16 protein-coding genes and 1 pseudogene are annotated in these 19942 nt (G+C 69.5%); 15 read left to right on the forward strand and 2 right to left on the reverse strand.

Going from position 1 to position 19942, the window contains the following annotated elements; all coding sequences use genetic code 11:
* The first annotated feature begins 224 nt into the window (after positions 1 to 224).
* From ACVFI9_RS03465 to mmsB, 7 genes and pseudogenes are all read left to right on the forward strand, one after another.
* Positions 225 to 1244 carry a LacI family DNA-binding transcriptional regulator gene (locus ACVFI9_RS03465; RefSeq protein WP_474764649.1) on the forward strand — a complete coding sequence of 340 codons (1020 nt, stop codon included), beginning with the start codon at positions 225 to 227 and terminating at the stop codon, positions 1242 to 1244.
* Between the two features lie 201 nt (positions 1245 to 1445).
* Positions 1446 to 3299, forward strand: coding sequence for a ribulokinase (gene araB / locus ACVFI9_RS03470; RefSeq protein ID WP_474764650.1), 1854 nt, complete (start codon positions 1446 to 1448; stop codon positions 3297 to 3299).
* Positions 3296 to 4000: pseudogene (locus ACVFI9_RS03475) on the forward strand (L-ribulose-5-phosphate 4-epimerase); the annotation flags it as partial. The gene araB and the pseudogene ACVFI9_RS03475, both read left to right, overlap by 4 nt.
* A 149-nt stretch (positions 4001 to 4149) precedes the next feature.
* Positions 4150 to 5673, forward strand: a complete 1524-nt coding sequence (gene araA / locus ACVFI9_RS03480) for an L-arabinose isomerase (RefSeq protein ID WP_474764651.1) — start codon at positions 4150 to 4152, stop codon at positions 5671 to 5673.
* Between the two features lie 237 nt (positions 5674 to 5910).
* Positions 5911 to 6981, forward strand: a complete 1071-nt coding sequence (chvE, locus tag ACVFI9_RS03485; protein ID WP_474766362.1) for a multiple monosaccharide ABC transporter substrate-binding protein — start codon at positions 5911 to 5913, stop codon at positions 6979 to 6981.
* A 125-nt stretch (positions 6982 to 7106) separates the two neighbouring features.
* The gene (mmsA, locus tag ACVFI9_RS03490; protein ID WP_474764652.1) at positions 7107 to 8636 is read left to right on the forward strand and encodes a multiple monosaccharide ABC transporter ATP-binding protein; all 1530 of its coding nucleotides are present in this window, start codon (positions 7107 to 7109) and stop codon (positions 8634 to 8636) included.
* Between the two features lie 169 nt (positions 8637 to 8805).
* A complete protein-coding gene (gene mmsB / locus ACVFI9_RS03495) occupies positions 8806 to 9954 on the forward strand; it encodes a multiple monosaccharide ABC transporter permease (protein ID WP_474766363.1) in 1149 nt (382 codons plus the stop codon).
* A gap of 182 nt (positions 9955 to 10136) precedes the next feature.
* Here the strand turns inward: mmsB and ACVFI9_RS03500 are convergent, their stop codons facing one another.
* Entirely contained in the window at positions 10137 to 10520 is a 384-nt protein-coding gene (locus ACVFI9_RS03500) for a VOC family protein (RefSeq protein ID WP_474764653.1), read from the reverse strand.
* 92 nt (positions 10521 to 10612) lie between these two features.
* Between ACVFI9_RS03500 and ACVFI9_RS03505 the strand changes: the two genes are divergently transcribed.
* The 6 genes from ACVFI9_RS03505 to ACVFI9_RS03530 all read left to right on the forward strand — a co-directional run bounded on the left by ACVFI9_RS03505 (position 10613) and on the right by ACVFI9_RS03530 (position 17732).
* Positions 10613 to 11197, forward strand: coding sequence for an HhH-GPD-type base excision DNA repair protein (locus ACVFI9_RS03505; protein WP_474764654.1), 585 nt, complete (start codon positions 10613 to 10615; stop codon positions 11195 to 11197).
* A 430-nt stretch (positions 11198 to 11627) separates the two neighbouring features.
* Entirely contained in the window at positions 11628 to 12611 is a 984-nt protein-coding gene (locus ACVFI9_RS03510) for an ABC transporter substrate-binding protein (RefSeq protein ID WP_474764655.1), read from the forward strand.
* A gap of 111 nt (positions 12612 to 12722) precedes the next feature.
* Complete coding sequence (locus tag ACVFI9_RS03515) at positions 12723 to 14393, forward strand: sugar ABC transporter ATP-binding protein (protein ID WP_474764656.1); 1671 nt, start codon at positions 12723 to 12725, stop codon at positions 14391 to 14393.
* Positions 14390 to 15436: an ABC transporter permease gene (locus ACVFI9_RS03520; RefSeq protein WP_474764657.1), complete on the forward strand. Its 1047-nt coding sequence runs from the start codon at positions 14390 to 14392 to the stop codon at positions 15434 to 15436. The genes ACVFI9_RS03515 and ACVFI9_RS03520 overlap by 4 nt, the downstream gene beginning before the upstream one ends.
* Positions 15433 to 16551 (forward strand): galactofuranose ABC transporter, permease protein YjfF, encoded by a 1119-nt coding sequence (yjfF, locus tag ACVFI9_RS03525; RefSeq protein ID WP_474764658.1) that lies wholly within the window; start codon positions 15433 to 15435, stop codon positions 16549 to 16551. Before ACVFI9_RS03520 ends, yjfF begins: the two co-directional genes overlap by 4 nt.
* Before the next feature lie 128 nt (positions 16552 to 16679).
* Positions 16680 to 17732 carry a LacI family DNA-binding transcriptional regulator gene (locus tag ACVFI9_RS03530; RefSeq protein WP_474764659.1) on the forward strand — a complete coding sequence of 351 codons (1053 nt, stop codon included), beginning with the start codon at positions 16680 to 16682 and terminating at the stop codon, positions 17730 to 17732.
* A 131-nt stretch (positions 17733 to 17863) separates the two neighbouring features.
* On the opposite strand, the gene ACVFI9_RS03535 is transcribed toward ACVFI9_RS03530, so the two are convergent.
* Positions 17864 to 18661 (reverse strand): alpha/beta fold hydrolase, encoded by a 798-nt coding sequence (locus tag ACVFI9_RS03535; protein WP_474764660.1) that lies wholly within the window; start codon positions 18659 to 18661, stop codon positions 17864 to 17866.
* 485 nt (positions 18662 to 19146) lie between these two features.
* Between ACVFI9_RS03535 and nrdH the strand changes: the two genes are divergently transcribed.
* Positions 19147 to 19380 (forward strand): glutaredoxin-like protein NrdH, encoded by a 234-nt coding sequence (gene nrdH / locus ACVFI9_RS03540; RefSeq protein ID WP_474764661.1) that lies wholly within the window; start codon positions 19147 to 19149, stop codon positions 19378 to 19380.
* Positions 19381 to 19503: 123 nt separating this feature from the next.
* Positions 19504 to 19938: a class Ib ribonucleoside-diphosphate reductase assembly flavoprotein NrdI gene (gene nrdI / locus ACVFI9_RS03545; RefSeq protein ID WP_474764662.1), complete on the forward strand. Its 435-nt coding sequence runs from the start codon at positions 19504 to 19506 to the stop codon at positions 19936 to 19938.
* The last annotated feature ends 4 nt before the right edge of the window (positions 19939 to 19942 follow it).

Raw genomic sequence — 19942 nt, forward strand, 5'->3', positions numbered from 1 at the left:
CGATCGTATATCCGCAGGAATGAACGGGAACCGGGTCGAGCGTGCGGATGTCGCGAGCGGATGCCCCGCTGTCGAGTGTGACGTCACCTCGCCGCGGTTGGTTCGCGGCCGGCTGATCCGATGTGACGTCACATCTGTGACAGTCACATTCCCGCGGCGGCGTGCATAATGGGAGGCGCCGGCGTGTGTGACCGTGAACATGCCGAGATCCGATCGAGGTCGCCGTGGCAGACGAGCCGCAGCGGGGCCGAGCCCCGAGCATCCGGGATGTCGCGCGCCTCGCGGGCGTCTCGCACCAGACCGTCTCGCGCGTGCTGAACCACCATCCGAGCATCCGCCCCGAGACGAAGCAGCGCGTGCTCGACGTCATGGCCGAGCTCCAGTACAAGCCCAATCGCGCGGCGCGAGCCCTCGTGACGAGCCGCTCGCGCACGATCGGCATCCTCTCGGCCTCGAGCACGCAGTACGGTCCGGCGTCGAGCATCGCCGCCATCGAAGCCGCCGCGCGGGCCGCCGGCTACTGGGTGAGCACGGCCAACATCGAGTCGTCAGATGCCGGATCGATCGCCGACGGCCTGGCGCACCTCGCCGCGCAGGGCATCGAGGGCCTCGTGGTCATCGCGCCGCAGGTGCGGGTCTTCGACACGCTCGCGCAGCTGTCGATCGACGTGCCGTACGTGACGCTGCAGTCCACCGGCCGGGACCCCGGCCACGCGATGTCGGTCGACCAGATGGCCGGCGCGCGCCTCGCGACCCGGCACCTCATCGAGCTCGGGCACCGCAGCATCTACCACCTCGCCGGGCCCCAGGACTGGATCGAGGCCGAGGCGCGGATGCGCGGATTCCTCGACGAGATGGGCGCGCACGACGTTCCGACGACGGCGCCGATCCTCGGCGACTGGACGGCGGAGTTCGGCTACTACGCCGGCCGAGAGCTGCTCACGGTGCGCGACTTCACGGCGATCTTCTCGTCGAACGACCAGATGGCGCTCGGCCTCATGCACGCCATCCGCGACGCGGGCCTCGAGATCCCGCGCGACATCTCGATCGTCGGGTTCGACGACATCCCCGAAGCCGCGCACTTCTGGCCGCCGCTCACGACCGTGCGGCAGGACTTCGCCGAGCTCGGGCGGCGGTGCGTGGCGCTCCTCCTCGGCGACCTCGATCCCGCGGCGCCCGACTACCGCGGCACGATCGTGCCCGAGCTCATCGTGCGCGCGTCGACGGGTCCGGCCGCGTTCTGAGCCGCCGGTGTGCGGCCCCGGGGCGGCGCGCACTCGCGCGGGCGGGCGGAGTTCGGGCCGCCGCCGCGAGCAGCGGCCGCCGCGACGCGGCCGGGTGGTGCCGACGTGAGCGGATGCCGCGGCGCCGCCGACGTGGCATCCGGTGCCGTTACGGTTCCGTGACCTTCGCGAGTTGACAGCCCTCGCAAACGTGTGGCTAACATGAGACCTCGTGTGAACGGTCACATTGCGAGCGTCACATTCGAAACCCCGACACGCCACCCGCACCGCCCTGACGAAGGAGTCCACGCCGTGAGCGTCCCGCCCGCCGATGAGAGCCCGCGCAGCACCGAGCGCTACGTCATCGGCGTCGACTACGGCACTCTCTCGGGTCGTGCCCTCGTGGTGCGCGTGAGCGACGGCGCCGAGCTCGGCAGCGCCGTGCACGAGTACGAGCACGCCGTCATGGACACGGCCCTCACCGCTGGGCCGGCCGCGGCATCCGGCGCCCCCGTCAGGCTCGCACCCGACTGGGCGCTGCAGGACCCGTCCGACTACGTGAGCGTGCTGCAGCACGCCGTGCCCGCCGCCGTCGCGGCCGCCGGCATCGACCCGGCGCACGTCATCGGCATCGGCACCGACTTCACCGCATGCACGATGGTGCCGGCGCTCGCCGACGGCACGCCGCTCAGCGCGCTCGACGAGTTCGCCGACACCCCGCACGCCTACGTGAAGCTCTGGAAGCATCACGCCGCCCAGCCGCACGCCGACCGGATCAACGAGCTCGCGCACGACCGCCGCGAGCCATGGATCAACCGCTACGGCGGCCTCATCTCGAGCGAGTGGGAGTTCGCGAAGGGCCTGCAGCTCCTCGAGGAGGCGCCCGACGTCTACGCCCGCATGGACCGCTGGGTCGAGGCCGCCGACTGGATCGTCTGGCGACTCACCGGCGAGTACGTGCGCAACGCCTGCACCGCGGGCTACAAGGGCATCCGCCAGGACGGCGCGTACCCGAGCCGCGAGTTCCTCGAGGCGCTGAACCCCGCCTTCGGCGGGTTCGTCGAGGAGAAGCTCGACCAGCCGATCGGCGAGCTCGGCGACGCCGCCGGCCGCCTGACCGCCGAGGCCGCGGCATGGACCGGCCTCCCCGAGGGCATCGCGGTCTCGGTCGGCAACGTCGACGCGCACGTCACCGCGCCCGCCGCTCAGGCGACGCAGCCCGGCCAGATGGTCGCGATCATGGGCACGTCGACCTGCCACGTCATGAACGACGACCGGCTCGCCGAGGTGCCCGGCATGTGCGGCGTCGTCGACGGCGGCATCGTCTCGGGCCTCTACGGCTACGAGGCCGGCCAGTCGGGCGTCGGCGACATCTTCGCCTGGTACGTCGACAACCAGGTGCCGGCACGGTACTTCGAGGCAGCGGATGCCGCGGGCCTGTCGATCCACCAGCACCTCACGAACCTCGCCTACGCCGAGCCGGTCGGCGCGCACGGACTCGTCGCGCTCGACTGGCAGTCCGGCAACCGGTCGGTGCTCGTCGACCACGAGCTCTCGGGCCTCGTGCTCGGCACGACGCTCACCACGCGCCCCGAGCAGGTCTACCGCGCGCTCCTCGAGGCCACGGCGTTCGGCACCCGCGTGATCGTCGAGACCTTCGCCGAGGCGGGCGTGCCCGTGACCGAGTTCATCGTCGCCGGCGGCCTGCTCAAGAACCCGCAGCTCATGCAGACGTACGCCGACGTGCTGCGCCTGCCGATCTCCACCATCGTGAGCGACCAGGGCCCGGCGCTCGGGTCGGCGATCCACGCCGCGGTGGCCGCGGGCGCCTACCCCGACGTGCGTGCTGCCGGAGCGGCGATGGGCGGCGTGCACCGCGACCAGTACATGCCCGACGAGGCATCCGCTCGTGCCTACGACCGGCTGTACGCCGAGTACCGGCTCCTGCACGACCACTTCGGCCGCCGTGGCAACGACGTGATGCGACGCCTCCGGGCCCTGAAGCGCGAGGCGCACGGCACGCCCGAGCCCGCCCCCGCCGAGCCCGAGCAGCTCGCAGAGGAGGTCTCCGCGTGAGCAGCTACGGACCCCAGGTCGAGGTCGCGATCGCCCGCGTGCGCGCCGACGTCGCGAAGCTCCACGCCGAGCTGACCCGCTACGGACTCGTCGTGTGGACCGGCGGCAACGTGTCGGGCCGCGTGCCCGGCGCCGACCTGTTCGTCATCAAGCCGTCGGGCGTGAGCTACGACGACCTCGCGCCCGAGAACATGATCCTCTGCGACCTCGACGGCAACGTCATCCCCGGCACGCCCGGCAGCGAACGGGCGCCGTCGAGCGACACCGCGGCGCACGCGTACGTGTACCGGAATATGCCCGAGGTCGGCGGAGTGGTGCACACGCACTCCACGTACGCGACGGCGTGGGCCGCGCGCGGCGAGGAGATCCCGTGCGTCATCACCGCGATGGCCGACGAGTTCGGCGGGCCGATCCCCGTCGGGCCGTTCGCGATCATCGGCGACGACTCGATCGGGCGCGGCATCGTGCAGACCCTCGCGGGCCACCGCTCGCGCGCCGTTCTCATGCGCAACCACGGGCCGTTCACGATCGGCGCCAGTCCGCGCGACGCGGTGAAGGCCGCGGTCATGGTCGAGGATGTCGCGCGCACCGTGCACCTGGCCCGCGAGGCCGGGCCGCTCGTGCCGATTCCGCAGGACGCGATCGACCGCCTCTACGACCGCTACCAGAACGTGTACGGGCAGGCGAGTGACACCCGCCGCGCTTCGACGAGCTCAGGGAACGGCGACGCGTCGACGAGCCCAGCGGACGACGCTTCGACGAGCTCAGGGAACGGCGACGCGTCGACGAGCCCAGGGAACGGCGACGCGTCGACGAGCCCCGCGAACGAGACCCAGGAGATGACCGCACGATGAGCCGCACCCCCCTGCAGACGAGCCTCGACGCCGCCGAGGTCTGGTTCCTCACGGGCAGCCAGAACCTCTACGGCGACGAGACCCTGCGCCAGGTCGCCGAGCAGTCGCAGGCCATCGCCGAGCAGCTCGACGCGGCATCCGACGTGCCCGTGAGGGTCGTCTGGAAGCCCGTGCTCAAGGACTCGGACTCGATCCGCCGCACCGTGCTCGAGGCGAACGCGGCCGACGCGGTCATCGGCGTCGTCGCGTGGATGCACACGTTCAGCCCCGCGAAGATGTGGATCGCAGGTCTCGACGCGCTGCAGAAGCCGCTCGCGCACCTGCACACGCAGGCGAACGTCGAGCTGCCATGGGGCGAGATCGACTTCGACTTCATGAACCTCAACCAGGCCGCCCATGGCGATCGCGAGTTCGGGTACATCCAGACCCGGCTCGGCGTGCCGCGCAAGACGATCGTCGGCCACGCGTCCGACCCGCGCGTGCAGCGAGAGCTCGGCACGTGGCAGCGCGCCGCGGCCGGCCTCGCGGCATCCAGAAGCCTGAAGCTCGCTCGGTTCGGCGACAACATGCGCTACGTCGCCGTGACCGAGGGCGACAAGACCGAGGCCGAGCTGCGGTTCGGCGTGCAGGTGAACACGTGGGGCGTCAACGAGCTGGCCGACGCCGTGCACGCGGCATCCGACGCCGACATCGACGCGCTCGTCGCCGAGTACGACGACCTCTACGACGTCGTTCCGTCGCTGCGACGCGGCGGCGACCGCCACGAGAGCCTGCGCTACGGCGCCGCGATCGAGCTCGGCCTTCGCGCATTCCTCGAGGAGGGCGGCTTCGGCGCCTTCACCACGAGCTTCGAAGACCTCGGCGCGCTGCGCCAGCTGCCCGGGCTCGCGGTGCAGCGGCTCATGGCCGACGGCTACGGCTTCGGCGCCGAGGGCGACTGGAAGACTGCCGTGCTCGTGCGCATCGCCAACGTCATGGGCGCGGGCCTGCCCGGCGGCGCCTCCCTCATGGAGGACTACACCTACGACCTCACGCCCGGCGACGAGCTGATCCTCGGCGCGCACATGCTCGAGGTGTCGCCGTCGCTCACCACCGCCAAGCCGAGCCTCGAGATCCACCCCCTCGGCATCGGCGGCAAGGAGGACCCGGTGCGGCTCGTCTTCACGGCCGACCCCGGTCCCGCGGTCGTGGTCGCGATGAGCGACCTGCGCGACCGGTTCCGCCTCACCGCGAACGTCGTCGAGAACGTCGCGCCGCGGCATCCGCTGCCGAACCTCCCCGTCGGCCGGGCGGTCTGGAAGCCCGCACCGGACTTCCAGACGAGTGCGGCAGCATGGCTCACGGCCGGCGCCGCCCACCACACCGTCATGTCGACCGCGGTCGGCGTCGACGTGTTCCGCGACTTCGCCGAGATGGCGAAGGTGGAGCTCCTCGTCATCGACGACTCGACCACCCTCCCCGACTTCCAGCGCGAGGTGCGCTGGAACCAGGCCTACCACCGCCTCGCGCAGGGCCTGTAGCCCGGCCGGCCGAGAGGCCCGCCACCCCGGTCGCCAGAACGGCCGAGCATTCCACAACTCAACAGCTTGCGGCATCCGTACCCCCTCGGATGCCGCGGGGGATCGGCGTTCATGGACGACGCCCATCCGACGGTCACCACGACAACGACGTCCAGACGGACACCGATGGACACAGCGAAAGGAAACACCGTGAAGAACACGAAGAAGGTGCTGCTCGCGACGCTCGCGGCGGGCTCGATGCTCGCGCTCGCCGCGTGCTCGGGCACCGGTGCTGCGGGCGAGGAGGGCGGCGACGGCGGCCTCATCGGCGTCGCCATGCCCACCAAGAGCTCGGAGCGCTGGATCCAGGACGGCGACGCCGTCAAGAAGCAGCTCGAGGAGCAGGGCTTCACCGTCGACCTGCAGTACGCCGAGGACGACATCCCCACGCAGGTCTCGCAGATCGAGAACATGATCACCAAGGGCGCCGAGGCGCTCATCATCGCCTCGATCGACGGCACCACGCTCTCGCAGGTGCTGCAGGACGCGGCCGACGCCGAGATCCCGGTCATCGCCTACGACCGACTCATCCGCGAGTCCGAGAACGTCGACTACTACGCGTCGTTCGACAACTACAAGGTGGGCGTGCAGCAGGCGACCTCGCTTCTCAACGGGCTCGGGCTCACCGACCTCGAGGGCGAGAAGGCGGCGGATGCCCCGGCCGGACCCTTCAACATCGAGCTGTTCGCCGGATCGCCCGACGACAACAACGCCACGTTCTTCTGGAACGGCGCCATCGACACGCTGCAGCCGCTGATCGACGACGGCACCCTCGTCGTGAAGTCGGGCCAGACCGACTTCGAGCAGGCCGCCACGCTCCGCTGGGACGGCGAGGTCGCCCAGAAGCGCATGGAGAACCTGCTGACGTCGACGTACTCCGACGGCTCGAAGGTCAACGCGGTGCTCTCGCCCTACGACGGCCTGTCGCGCGGCATCATCTCGGCGCTCACCGACGCGGGCTACTCGGTCGGCGCGGAGTGGCCGATCATCTCGGGCCAGGACGCCGAGCTCGACTCGGTCAAGGCGATCAACTCGGGTGAGCAGTACGCGACCATCTTCAAGGACACCCGCAAGCTCGCCGAGGTGGCCGTCGACATGGCGACCGCGCTGCTGAACGGTGAGGAGCCCGAGGTCAACAACACCGAGGACTACGACAACGGCGTGAAGGTCGTGCCGTCGTACCTCCTCGAGTCGCAGATCGTCGTCAAGGACAACATCACCGAGGTCCTCGTCGACAGCGGCTACTGGACCGAGGAGGAGATCGGCTAGTCGACCGATCGCCGCGACCGGCCGGTGGGGGACTACGCTTCCCCCACCGGCGGGTCACGTCACCGGCGGTCACGTCACCGGCGGTCGCGTCACCGGCGGTCGCAGGCAATGAAGCAGGAGCAAGGATGACCACCAACATTCTCGAGATGCGCGGCATCACGAAGACGTTCCCCGGCGTCAAGGCGCTCGCGAACGTCACCCTGTCGGTCCAGCGCGGTGAGGTTCACGCCATCTGCGGCGAGAACGGCGCGGGCAAGTCCACCCTCATGAAGGTGCTCTCGGGCGTGTACCCGCACGGCACCTACACCGGCGACATCGTCTTCGAGAACGAGACGGTGGAGTTCAAGGACCTCACTGACAGCGAGGCCAAGGGCATCGTCATCATCCACCAGGAGCTGGCACTGAGCCCGTACCTGTCGATCGCCGAGAACATCTTCCTCAACAACGAGCAGAAGGGCCGCGGCGGCCTCATCGACTGGAACAAGACGAACTTCGAAGCCGCGAAGCTCCTCGCCCGCGTCGGCCTGCGCGAGAACCCCACGACGAAGATCATGGACATCGGCGTCGGCAAGCAGCAGCTCGTCGAGATCGCGAAGGCGCTCTCGAAGGAGGTGAAGCTCCTCATCCTCGACGAGCCCACCGCCGCCCTCAATGACGAGGACTCCGACCACCTGCTCGACCTCATCCTGCACCTGAAGGGGCAGGGCATCACGTCGATCATCATCAGCCACAAGCTGAACGAGATCAAGAAGGTCGCCGATTCGGTGACGGTCATCCGCGACGGCAAGACGATCGAGACGATCGCGAAGCAGGATGTCACGGAGGACCGCATCATCAAGGACATGGTCGGTCGCGACCTCGAGCACCGCTACCCCGACCACACGCCGCACATCGGCGAGGAGCTGCTCCGCGTCGAGGACTGGACGGCGCACCACCCGCAGGACACGGCGCGGGTCATGGTCGACCACGTCAACCTCAACGTGCGCGCTGGCGAGATCGTCGGCATCGCGGGGCTCATGGGCGCCGGCCGCACCGAGTTCGCGATGAGCCTGTTCGGGCAGTCCTACGGCTCCCGCATCTCCGGACGCGTGTTCCTGCGCGGCAAGGAGATCAAGACCCGCACGGTCGCCGAGGCCATCGAGCACGGCATCGCCTACGCCACGGAAGACCGCAAGACCTACGGGCTCAACCTCATCGAGGACATCAAGCGCAACATCTCGATGGCATCGCTGAAGAAGCTCGAGAAGTTCGGCCTCGTGCACGACAACGAGGAGTACGCGGTCGCCAACGAGTACCGCAAGTCGATGAACATCAAGGCGCCGAGCGTCCTGGTGAAGACCGGCAAGCTCTCGGGCGGCAACCAGCAGAAGGTCGTGCTGTCGAAGTGGATCTACTCCGACCCCGAGGTGCTCATCCTCGACGAGCCCACCCGCGGCATCGACGTCGGCGCGAAGTACGAGATCTACTCGATCATCAACCGGCTCGCGGCGCAGGGGAAGGGCATCATCGTCATCTCCTCCGAGCTGCCCGAGCTCCTCGGCATCTGCGACCGCGTGTACGCCCTCTCCGAAGGGCGCATCACGGGTGAGCTCCCCGTCGAGGAGGCCACGCCCGAGGCGATGCTCAAGCTCATGACCATGGAGAAGCCCCGCTAGACGCACGCGGTTCGGCTCGAGGCATCCGCTTCGCATCCAGAGACCCACGTACCCGTATCCACCAGGAGACACCATGTCGAATCCCAACCCGACCCAGACAACGGAGTCGCAGGCCGTCGGGGCGAACATCAACCCCGCACAGAACCGGTTCACCGACCGCCTGAGCCACATGCTCGCCGACCTCGGCAAGAACGGCATCTTCATCGCACTGATCGCGGTGGTCGTGCTGTTCTCGATCCTCACCAACGGGATCCTGTTGCGCCCGCAGAACATCTCGAACCTCGTTGTGCAGAACGGGTACATCCTCGTGCTCGCGATCGGCATGGTCATGGTCATCATCGCGGGCCACATCGACCTCTCGGTCGGCTCGGTCGCCGCGTTTGTCGGAGCCGTGTCGGGCGTGTTCGCCGTGCAATGGGGACTGCCGTGGTGGCTCTCGGTGATCCTCTCCCTCGGCATCGGTGCGCTCGTCGGCGTGTGGCAGGGCTTCTGGATCGCCTTCGTCGGCATACCGGCATTCATCGTGACGTTGGCCGGCATGCTCATCTTCCGCGGCCTCGCGCTCGTCGTGCTCGGCAACGCGAACATCGGCTCGTTCCCGGCCGAGTACCGCGCGCTCGGCAACGGCTTCCTCTCCGACGTGTTCGGCGATCTCGAGATCGACCCGCTCACGCTGGGCGTCGGCGCCCTGGCGATCCTCGCGCTCGTCGTGCAGCAGGTGCGCACGCGCCGCGGCCGCCAGAAGTACGGCCAGGATGTCGAGCCGATCGCGTGGTTCGTCACGAAGCTCGTGCTCGTCTCGGCGGCGATCGCGTTCTTCGCCTACTCGCTCGCGTCGTACAAGGGCATCCCGGTGACGCTCATCATCCTCGCGGTGCTCGTGCTCGTGTACGGCATCGTGATGAACCGCACGGTGTTCGGCCGCCACATCTACGCGATCGGCGGCAACCGACACGCGGCCGAGCTCTCGGGCATCAAGACGCGCCGCGTCGACTTCTGGCTGTTCGTGAACATGGGCGTGCTCGCCGCGCTCGCGGGCCTCATCTTCACGGCGCGACTCAACCTCGCGGGGCCGAAGGCCGGTGACGGCTTCGAGCTCGAGGCGATCTCGGCGGCGTTCATCGGCGGCGCGGCGGTGCAGGGCGGCGTCGGCACGATCGGCGGCGCCATCATCGGCGGCCTCATCATCGGCGTGCTGAACAACGGCATGTCGATCCTCGGCATCGGCATCGAGTGGCAGCAGGCCGTGAAGGGCCTCGTGCTGCTCCTCGCGGTGGCGTTCGACGTGTACAACAAGCGGCGGTCGGGCGGGCAGTAGGGCCGTCCTGGAGGCGGATGCCGCGGCTTCTGGTGGTGGCATCCGCCGTCGTGTCACGAATGGCGGATATACGATCCGGCGCGCCGCGGCGGGGGTCGTTTCGCCGGGGTGCCGGATCGTATATCCGCAGAACGAGACGTGACGGAAGCTTCGGGACGGATGCCGCTGAGGCGGATGCCGCGTCAGGCGCCGGCCGAGTAGTCGGGCAGCTCCTGCAGGGTCCAGCGGTTGCCGTCGGGGTCCTTCAGCGTGACGAACCTGCCCCATTCCTGCTCGTCAACGCCCTCAGCGTCGACGCCCTTGGCGCGGAGCTCGGCCAGCGCCGCGTCGGCGTCGGGGATCACGACCTGGATCACGTCGAGCGTGCCGGGCTCCACCATGCTGCCGAGGCCCTCGCCGATCGCGATCGAGCACGCGGATCCGGGTGGGGTGAGCTGCACGAAGCGCAGGCCCTCGTGCACCGTCCTGTCGTGGTCGGGATTGAATCCGAGCTTCTCGACGTAGAACGCCTTGGCGCGGTCGACGTCGGTGACGGGCACGAAGATGAGCTCGATCTTCCAGTTCATGGGATGCTCCTCGGTGAGTTGTCGGTAGGGCCAGTCTGCCGAAGCATCCGGTCAGTTCTCGTCCGTTTGAGGAAATTCCTGCCGGTGGGAGGATGGTTCGCATGGCACTCCACATCACGGGCGAGACCGCAGCCGACCGACTGCTGAGCGACGATGCGTTCGCGCTGCTGGTGGGCATGCTGCTCGACCAGCAGGTCGCGATGGAGACCGCGTTCGCGGGGCCCGAGAAGATCCGCGAACGCACCGGCTCGATCGAGCCGTCCGCGATAGCCGCCTACGACCCCGACGCGTTCGTCGAGGTGTTCAAGCAGACGCCCGCCGTGCATCGGTACCCCGGCTCGATGGCCGGGCGCGTGCAGGCGCTCGCCGCGGCGGTGCGCGACGAGTGGGGTGGCGAGGCATCCGCCATCTGGACGCAGGGCGATCCCGACGGCGCCGAGGTGCTCAAGCGACTGAAGGCGCTGCCTGGGTTCGGCGAGCAGAAGGCGAGGATCTTCCTGGCGCTGCTCGGCAAGCAGTGCGGCCTCGAGGCGCCGGGATGGCGCGAGGCTGCGGGCCACTACGGCGAGAACGGATCGTTCGCGTCGGTGGCCGACATTGTCGATCCCGAGTCGCTCGCGAAGGTGCGGGCCACGAAGCAGGCGGCGAAGGCCGCCGGGAAGGCCGCCAAGGGGTAGCGAAGGCTCCGCACAGCCGGAGCCGCGCGTCGGAGGTGTCCGTTCGCGCGCGGCGTTCCCGCTGTACCGTGCACTCGGCGCGGGAACGGAAACACTGGAAGATCGACCCGTGGCCCGGCTCGGTTCGAGCTGTGGAGGCATCCGCAGGCCGCCACCTCCTCGGCCTGCGCCCGCTGCGCGCCTCCGCGCCACGACGACGCCCTGCGCGCCACTTCAAGTGGCGCGCAGGGCGCGCAAGTGGCGCAGTGGCGGAGCGGCTTGCCTGGCGAGAGGCGCAGCGGCGCGACATCCGGAGAAGTTCGCACTTGTGAGCGCTCACAAGTGAGCGCTAACATCCGAGTGCAGCCACGACGGATGGACTGCCCGGCGCACCAGGAATCCCAGCAACGACGCACTTCGCCGGCACCACGAACAAGGAGGTTCACCCCTGATGAAGAAGCTCATCGGACTCGCCGCGGCCGGCGCGATGCTCGTCGCCCTGGCCGGCTGCGCAAGCGAGGGCGGCGGCGCCGCGGCCGAGGGCCCCAAGCCCCTCGACGAACTCGTCGTCGGCTTCGCGCAGGTCGGCGCGGAGAGCGGCTGGCGCACCGCCAACACCAAGGACATCCAGGCCGCGTTCAAGGACGCCGGCATCGAGCTGAAGTTCTCCGACGCGCAGCAGAAGCAGGAGAACCAGATCAAGGCGATCCGCTCGTACATCCAGCAGCAGGTCGACGTGATCGCGTTCTCGCCGGTCGTCGAGACCGGCTGGGACGCCGTGCTCAACGAGGCGAAGGCCGCGGGCATCCCGGTCGTGCTCACCGACCGCGCGGTCGACTCGAAGGACGAGTCGCTCTACGTCTCGTTCCTCGGCTCCGACTTCGTGAAGGAGGGCGAGAAGGCCGGGCAGTGGGTGCTCGACGAGTACGCCGACGCGACCGAGCCGGTCGAGATCATCCAGCTCGAGGGCACCACGGGCGCGGCTCCCGCGATCGACCGCGCCGAGGGCTTCGCCGAGGTCATCGCCGAGAACCCGAACCTCGAGGTCGTCGCCAGCCAGACCGGTGACTTCACGCGAGCGGGCGGCAAGCAGGTCACCGAGGCGCTGCTGAAGTCGAACCCGGGCGTCGACCTCATCTACGCCCACAACGACGACATGGGCCTCGGCGCGATCGAGGCGATCGAGGCGGCGGGCCTGAAGCCCGGCGAGGACATCAAGATCGTCACGGTCGACGCGGTGAAGGACGGCATGCAGGCCCTCGCCGACGGCAAGATCAACTTCATCGTGGAGTGCTCGCCCTTGCTCGGCAAGCAGTTGATCGAGATCATCAAGCAGATCAACAACGGTGAGACCCCCGAGAAGCGCATCATCACCGAGGAGACCACCTTCACCCAGGAGCAGGCGATCGAGGCTCTTCCCGACCGCCAGTACTGAGTTCCGAGTGAGCGGATGTCGCAGCCGCGGCATCCGCTCACTCGAACACCGAAGCGGGTGCGCGGTCGTCCATGCCGCGCACCCGCCTCCCCACGCTTCACCACCAGCTCGATGGAGAGACACGTGAACCAGGCACCCCCTGCGCCGGTCGTCGAGATGCGCGACATCTCGATCAGCTTCCCGGGCGTCAAGGCGCTCGACGGCGTCGACTTCCGCATGTTCCCCGGCGAGGTGCACTCGCTCATGGGCGAGAACGGCGCCGGCAAGTCCACGCTCATCAAGGCGCTCACGGGCGTCTACGGCATCGACGCCGGCACCATCACCCTGACCGGCGAACGCGTGGCGTTCTCGGGACCGGCGCAGGCCCAGGCGGCCGGTATCTCGACCGTGTACCAGGAGGTGAACCTCCTGCCGAACCTCTCGGTCGCCGAGAACATCATGCTCGGCCGCGAGCCGCGGCGGTTCGGGTCGATCGCCTGGCGCGCGATGCGCCGCCGCGCGGCCGAGCTGCTCGCGGGCCTCAACCTCGAGATCGACCCGGGGTCGCTCCTCGGCGACCACTCGCTCGCGGTGCAGCAGCTCGTCGCGATCGCCCGCGCGATCGACGTGCAGGCGAAGGTGCTGATCCTCGACGAGCCGACCTCGAGCCTCGACGCCGACGAGGTCGCCGAGCTCTTCCGCGTCATCCGCTCGCTCAAGGAGCAGGGCGTCGCGATCCTCTTCGTGTCGCACTTCCTCGACCAGGTCTACGAGATCTGCGACCGCCTCACCGTGCTGCGCAACGGCAAGCTCGTGGGGGAGTACCTCGTCGACGAGCTGCTGCGCATCGACCTCGTGCAGAAGATGATCGGCAAGGAGCTCACGACGCTCGACGATCTCGAGCAGCGTGCCCGCTCGGTCGTCGTCGACGATTCGGATGCCGCGGTGTTCGTGAACGCCGCCGGCCTCGGGCGTCGCGGCGCCATCAACCCGGCCGACCTGCCGATCGCCGCCGGCGAGGTCGTGGGCCTCGCGGGCCTGCTCGGATCGGGCCGCACCGAGTTCGCTCGGCTCCTCGGGGGCATCGACCGAGCGGATGCCGGCGAGCTCACCATCGGCGGCACCCCCACGAAGCTGCGCACCCCGCGTCAGGCCATCTCGCACCGCATCGCGTTCTCATCCGAGAACCGTCGCGACGAGGGCATCGTGGGCGACCTGACCGTGCGCGACAACATCGTGCTCGCGCTGCAGGCCGACCGCGGCTGGCTGCGCCCGATCCCGAAGAAGCGGCAGGACGAGCTCGCGCAGAGCTACATCCAGGCGCTCAACATTCGCCCGGCCAACCCCGACGCGCTCGTGCGCAACCTGTCGGGCGGCAACCAGCAGAAGGTGCTGCTCGCCCGGTGGCTCGCCATCGCCCCGCGGCTCCTCATCCTCGACGAGCCGACGCGCGGCATCGACATCGGCGCGAAGGCCGAGATCCAGAAGCTCGTCTTCAACCTCGCCGAGAACGGCATGAGCGTGCTGTTCATCTCGGCCGAGCTCGAGGAGGTGCTGCGCCTCAGCCACCGCATCGTCGTGCTGCGCGACCGCCACGTGGTGGCCGACCTCGAGAATGACGGGCTCACCGTCGACTCGCTGCTCGCCCTCATCGCCGACGGGTCGGTCGAGAGCGATGAGGCGGTTCCGGATGCCGCGGCTGCGGCATCCGTCACCGAACCTGTCGCGGCCGCGACCGGCCCTTCGACGGGCTCAGGGCGCGAATCCACCACGACCGACCCCACCGAAGGAGGCCGCCGATGAGCGCCCTGCTCGCCCGCATCGTCGCGCACCGGCTGTTCTGGCCGGTCGTGATGCTCGTCGTGCTGCTGCTGATCAACCTCGTCGCGTTCCCCGGGTTCTTCACGATCAGCGTGCGCGACGGCCACCTGTTCGGCAGCCTCATCGACATCCTCCGCAACGGGGCGCCGACACTCATCATCGCGGTCGGCATGACGCTCGTCATCGCCACGCGCGGCATCGACCTCTCGGTCGGCGCGGTCGCGGCGATCTCGGGGGCGGTCGCGTGCTCGATCATCCTCGGGTCACCCGAACCGGGCAGCCTCGCCACCGTCGCGACGGCGGTGACCGTCGCACTGCTCATCTCGCTCATGCTCGGCGTCTGGAACGGGTTCCTCGTCGCCGTCATCGGCATCCAGCCGATCATCGCGACGCTCATCCTCATGACGGCCGGCCGCGGCGTGGCCATGCTCATCACCGAGGGGCAGATCCTCACGGTGAACAGCCCGCCGTTCAAGTTCCTCGGCTCGGGCTTCTGGTTCGGCGTGCCGATCGCCGTGATCATCGCGGCGGTCGTGTTCGGCGTCGCGGCGCTCGTGACCCGGCGAACCGCGCTCGGCATGTTCATCGAGTCGGTCGGCATCAACCCCGAGGCGAGTCGCCAGTCGGGCGTCCGGGCGCGGGGCCTGCTCTTCGTCGTCTACACGTTCTGCGCGTTCTGCGCGGCGATCGCGGGCCTCATCCTCACCGCGAACACGGCCGCGGCCGACGCGAACAACACGGGCCTGTTCATCGAGCTCGACGCGATCCTCGCCGTCGTGATCGGCGGAACGTCGCTCGCCGGCGGCCGCTACTCGCTGCTCGGCACGCTGGTGGGGGCGCTCGTCATCCAGACGCTCGTGACGACGGTGTACACGGTCGGCATCCCGCCGATCGCGACCATGGTGTTCAAGGCCGCCGTCGTGACCGTCGTGTGCCTGCTCCAGTCGCCCACCACGGCCGAGGCCCTCAGCGGCTTCCGCCGAAGGCTCGCCGTGCGCGCCGGCAAGGGGGTGGCAGCGTCATGACGAAGCTCATCGAGTCGCCCACCCAGCCCGAGCGCCCCGCAGGTCCGCGCCGCGGAGGCGGCCGCGGCAGAGGCACCGGCCCCGGCGGCACGGGCACCGGCGGCACCGGCGGCACCGGCGCGGGCGCCGCCGGCCGCAACCTCGGCCGCGGCATCCGGAACCTCATGACCAGCCCGAAGTACGGCCCCGTCATGGTGACCGCCGTGCTCTTCATCGCCGTCTTCGTGATCGGCGGCGTGCGCTACCGCGGGTTCTTCTCAGGGCAGGTGTTCCTCAACCTGCTCGTCGACAACTCGTACCTCATCGTGCTGGCCGTGGGCATGACGTTCGTCATCCTCACGGGCGGCATCGACCTCTCGGTCGGTGCGGTCGTGGCGCTCAGCGGCATGATCGCGGCGAGCCTGCTGCAGTCGGGGTGGTCGCCGGGCGCCGTGATCCCGCTGATCCTGGTGCTCACGAGCGTGCTCGGACTGCTGGTGGGGCTCATGATCCACGTCTTCCAGGTGCAGCCGTTCATCGCGACACTCGCGGCGATGTTCCTCGCCCGCGGCCTCTGCTACGTGATCAGCCAGTCGTCGATCGCGATCACCGACCCGACGTTCGTGCAGCTCGCCGTGGCGCGCATCCCGCTCGGCGGCGGACTGTCGATCACCGCGAGCGTCATCATCGCGCTCGTCGTCGTTGCGCTCGCCGTGTGGGTGCTGCACGCGACGCGCTTCGGGCGCACCGTCTACGCGATCGGCGGTGGCGAGACATCCGGCCTGCTCATGGGCCTGCCGGTGGCGCGCACGAAGGTGCTCGTCTACGTGATCTCGGGGTTCTGCTCGGGGCTCGCGGGCGTGCTGTTCACCTTCTACACGCTGTCGGGGTATCCGCTCACGGCGATCGGCACCGAGCTCGACGCGATCGCGGCGGTCGTCATCGGCGGCACGCTGCTCACCGGCGGCTACGGCTTCGTGCTCGGATCGGTGCTCGGCGTGCTGGTGCTCGGCGTGATCCAGACGATCATCACGTTCGAGGGCACGCTCTCGTCGTGGTGGACGCGGATCTTCATCGGCGTGCTGCTGCTCGTCTTCATCATCCTGCAGAAGGTGCTCACGGCCAGGCGGCGGTGACGGATGCCACGTGGCGGAGGTGGCGGCGGTGAGCGTCCGGGCCGAGCCTGCCGGGCCCGGGCATCGCCGGGCGGGATAATCGACGGGGAACGATCGCGCCGACGGCGCGAGACAGGAGCGCGGCGCGAGTGGGCGACCGAGACGACAAGGCGCGGGTCGCGACGATCTTCGACGTCGCCCGGCTCGCCGGCGTGTCGCACCAGACCGTGTCGCGGGTGCTCAACGACCTGCCGAACGTGCGGCCGGCGACGCGCGCGCGCGTCGAGCAGGCGATCACGCAGCTGCGGTACGTGCCGTCGCCCGCGGCGCGTGCCCTCGTCACGCGGCGCACCCGCACCCTCGGCCTCATCGTCACCGGCGCCCCCGACTACGGCCCGTCATCGACGGCGCTGCACTTCAACGAGGCGGCGCGCGATGCCCGGTACGCCGTCATCACGGCGAGCATGCTCGAGACGGATGCCCCGAGCCTCCGCTCGGCGGCCGAGCTCCTCGTGCGCCAGAACGTCGAGGCGATCGTGCTCATCGCCGCGCAGCGCGAGGCGCTCGACGCGCTCGACGGCATCGAGCTCGGGGTGCCGATCATCGCGGTCGCCTCGGAGGATCGCGGCGGCATGCATCGCGTCTGGCTCGACCAGTACGCGGGAGCCCGGCTCGCGGTGGGACACCTGATCGGGCTCGGGCACCGCGAGATCCGGCACGTCAGCGGACCGGCCAACTCGATGGACGGCGCCGAACGCGTGCGGGGCTGGACCGCGGCGCTCGTCGAGCACGGCCTGCCCGTTCACGAGCCGCTCGTGGGGGACTGGTCGCCGGGCGGCGGCTACGTCCACGGCCGCACGCTCGCTCGCGATGCCGAGATGACCGCCGTGTTCGTGTCGAACGACCAGATGTCGCTCGGCGTGATGCACGCGCTCGCCGAAGCGGGGCTCTCGGTGCCGGGCGACGTGAGCGTCGTCGGCTTCGACGACATCCCCGAGGCGGCCTACTTCGCGCCGCCGCTCACGACCGTGCGCCAGGACTTCGACGCGCTCGGCCGCGACGCGATGGCCGGCGTGCTCGCCGTGCTCGGCGATGACGAGCGGCTCATGCCGCCGCCGCGCGTGCCCGACCTCGTCGTGCGCACGAGCACGGCGGCTCCTCGGCGCGTCGCCGCGGCATCCGGCGGCGGCCGCTCCGCGTAGGGGCGGCCCGGGCTCGCGGGGCCACCGGCGGTTGCGGCCGTCGCTCGCGAGGGCGGCTCGAACTCGGGCCGCCGCCGCGAGTGCGGGCCGCCGCGCCGCGAGAGCCGGGTTCGCAGACCCGCGGCATCCGCTCAGTCGACCAGGAACTCGGCGATCGCGAGCGCCATGGCGCGCGGCTCCCACTGGTGGTTCGCCGCGGCGATGGTGCGCGACTGGGCGTTCGGCATGGTCGCGACGACGGATGCCGCAGCAGACGTCATGATCGGCAGCGTCTCGTCGCCCACCAGCGCGAGCGTCGGCTGCATGATCCCGGCGAAGAGCTCGCTGCGCGGGGCCGACTGCGACCATGCGAGGGACTCGGCGTCGGGTTCGAGGCTCGGCGCGATGCCGACCATGATCGGCCAGGCCGGGCTCTGCTTCGCGCCGTCGAGCCACTCGCGCGGCATGTCGCTCATGTAGAACTCGATCGCGCCCTCGTGGTCGCCGGTCGAGAGGTACTCGCGCAGGCCCGCGAGGTACTCGGCGCCGCCGGTGCCGCCGTCCTCGTCGAGCGGGACCTCGAAGAACACGATCTTCGACACCGGCAGGCCGGCCGCCGCGGCCGCGAGCGCGATCGACCCGCCCGAGGAGTTGCCGAACAGCGCGACCGCGTCGTCGGCGCCCTCGGTGAGCTCGTCGGTGAGCGCCCGGAGGTCGTCGATCGTCTGGGCGAGCGTGATCGGGGCATCCGCCGGGCTCTCGCCGCGCCCGCGGCGGTCGTAGTTCACGACCGTGAAGCCGTGCTCGGCGAGGTGCTGCGCCATCTCGACGGTCACGGGGTCGAACCCCCGGAACTGCATCGCGCCGCCGATGAGGATCACGGGCGGTCCCGAACCCTCGATGTCGTACGCGATGCGCGTGCCGTCGGCAGATGTCACGAACTCGGTCATGCGGGCCCCTTCGTCTCGGGCAGCAGGCTACGCGGGAGGACCGACATCCTCCAGCGTCGCGGCCCCCGATCTGGGGCATCCGTCCGACGCTCCGACACGCGCTCCGACCGCCCGGCGATGTCAGTGGGTGGTGGCAGGGTTGAAGTCACAACACCATATGTAGGGGTCGGCGGTGCGTCTCGCCCCAAGGGCTCGTGCAGCGGCATCCGTGCGACACGCCGCGACACGCCCGACATCCGTCCACAGGCCGAAGAGGGCGCGATCTCACAGGCTGTGGATAACACCGGTGTCATTCGCGAGAATCCGCCGATCGCCGCGACATCCGCCATCCACAGCCGGTGGAAAGACCGGTGGATAACTACACGGATGTAACTACATCATCTTGTGGCTGTTCAGTTCCACAGACACTAGATGTAGTATTGAAGTACCGAATCAGCAGTACCGGGGGCGGGCTCCTCCGAGCTCGAGAACAACGAGGGGAAACCATGACGGTCACGGTCTACACCAAGCCTTCCTGCGTCCAGTGCAACGCCACCTACCGGGCGCTCGACAGCAAGGGCATCGAGTACGAAGTGCTCGACGTCACGTCCGATGAGCACGCCCTCGCGCAGGTCAGGGAGCTCGGGTACCTCCAGGCGCCCGTCGTCATCACCGACGAAGACCACTGGTCGGGCTTTCGCCCCGACAAGATCGCCGAACTCGCCTCGCGTCTCGCCTGATGCCAACCCCGGCCTGAGCTCGAGCGGCACCGTCCTCGAGGTCAGGCCGGCGGTCATCAGCACCACACCCCTCCTCGATCGGCAGCACCCCCAGTACTGCGGGATTCCGGCGAAGGATGCACCATGACGAATCTCGTCTACTTCTCGAGCGTCTCGGGCAACACCGAGCGCTTCATCGAGAAGCTCGGCCGCCCTGCGGCTCGCATCCCGCTGCGCTCGAGTGACGAGCCGCTGCACGTCGACGAGCCGTACGTGCTCGTCGTGCCCACCTACGGCGGGGGCGACGGCAAGGGCGCGGTACCCAAGCAGGTCATCAAGTTCCTCAACGACCCGGGCAACCGCTCGCTCCTCCGCGGCGTCATCGCCGCCGGCAACACCAACTTCGGTACGGCCTACGGACTCGCCGGCGACATCATCGCCGCGAAGACCGGGGTGCCGCACCTGTACCGCTTCGAAGTATTCGGAACACCCGACGACGTTCGCGCCGTCAACGATGGATTGGACGCATTTTGGTCACGACAAGCACCGCGGCGAACTCAGCAGCAACTGACGGCGTAGCGCT

It is taken from the genome of Agromyces sp. NSFZ (assembly GCF_056156205.1).

Bases quoted from the DNA above. Each gene is read 5' to 3' on its own strand.
- ACVFI9_RS03510 (WP_474764655.1), top strand. From the start codon at position 11,628: ATGAAGAAGCTCATCGGACTCGCCGCGGCCGGCGCGATGCTCGTCGCC.
- nrdH (WP_474764661.1), top strand. From the start codon at position 19,147: ATGACGGTCACGGTCTACACCAAGCCTTCCTGCGTCCAGTGCAACGCC.
- ACVFI9_RS03520 (WP_474764657.1), top strand. From the start codon at position 14,390: ATGAGCGCCCTGCTCGCCCGCATCGTCGCGCACCGGCTGTTCTGGCCG.
- ACVFI9_RS03500 (WP_474764653.1), bottom strand. From the start codon at position 10,520: ATGAACTGGAAGATCGAGCTCATCTTCGTGCCCGTCACCGACGTCGAC.
- mmsA (WP_474764652.1), top strand. From the start codon at position 7,107: ATGACCACCAACATTCTCGAGATGCGCGGCATCACGAAGACGTTCCCC.
- yjfF (WP_474764658.1), top strand. From the start codon at position 15,433: ATGACGAAGCTCATCGAGTCGCCCACCCAGCCCGAGCGCCCCGCAGGT.
- ACVFI9_RS03505 (WP_474764654.1), top strand. From the start codon at position 10,613: ATGGTTCGCATGGCACTCCACATCACGGGCGAGACCGCAGCCGACCGA.
- mmsB (WP_474766363.1), top strand. From the start codon at position 8,806: ATGCTCGCCGACCTCGGCAAGAACGGCATCTTCATCGCACTGATCGCG.
- araB (WP_474764650.1), top strand. From the start codon at position 1,446: ATGAGACCTCGTGTGAACGGTCACATTGCGAGCGTCACATTCGAAACC.
- ACVFI9_RS03535 (WP_474764660.1), bottom strand. From the start codon at position 18,661: ATGACCGAGTTCGTGACATCTGCCGACGGCACGCGCATCGCGTACGAC.
- araA (WP_474764651.1), top strand. From the start codon at position 4,150: ATGAGCCGCACCCCCCTGCAGACGAGCCTCGACGCCGCCGAGGTCTGG.
- ACVFI9_RS03515 (WP_474764656.1), top strand. From the start codon at position 12,723: ATGGAGAGACACGTGAACCAGGCACCCCCTGCGCCGGTCGTCGAGATG.
- nrdI (WP_474764662.1), top strand. From the start codon at position 19,504: ATGACGAATCTCGTCTACTTCTCGAGCGTCTCGGGCAACACCGAGCGC.
- chvE (WP_474766362.1), top strand. From the start codon at position 5,911: ATGCTCGCGCTCGCCGCGTGCTCGGGCACCGGTGCTGCGGGCGAGGAG.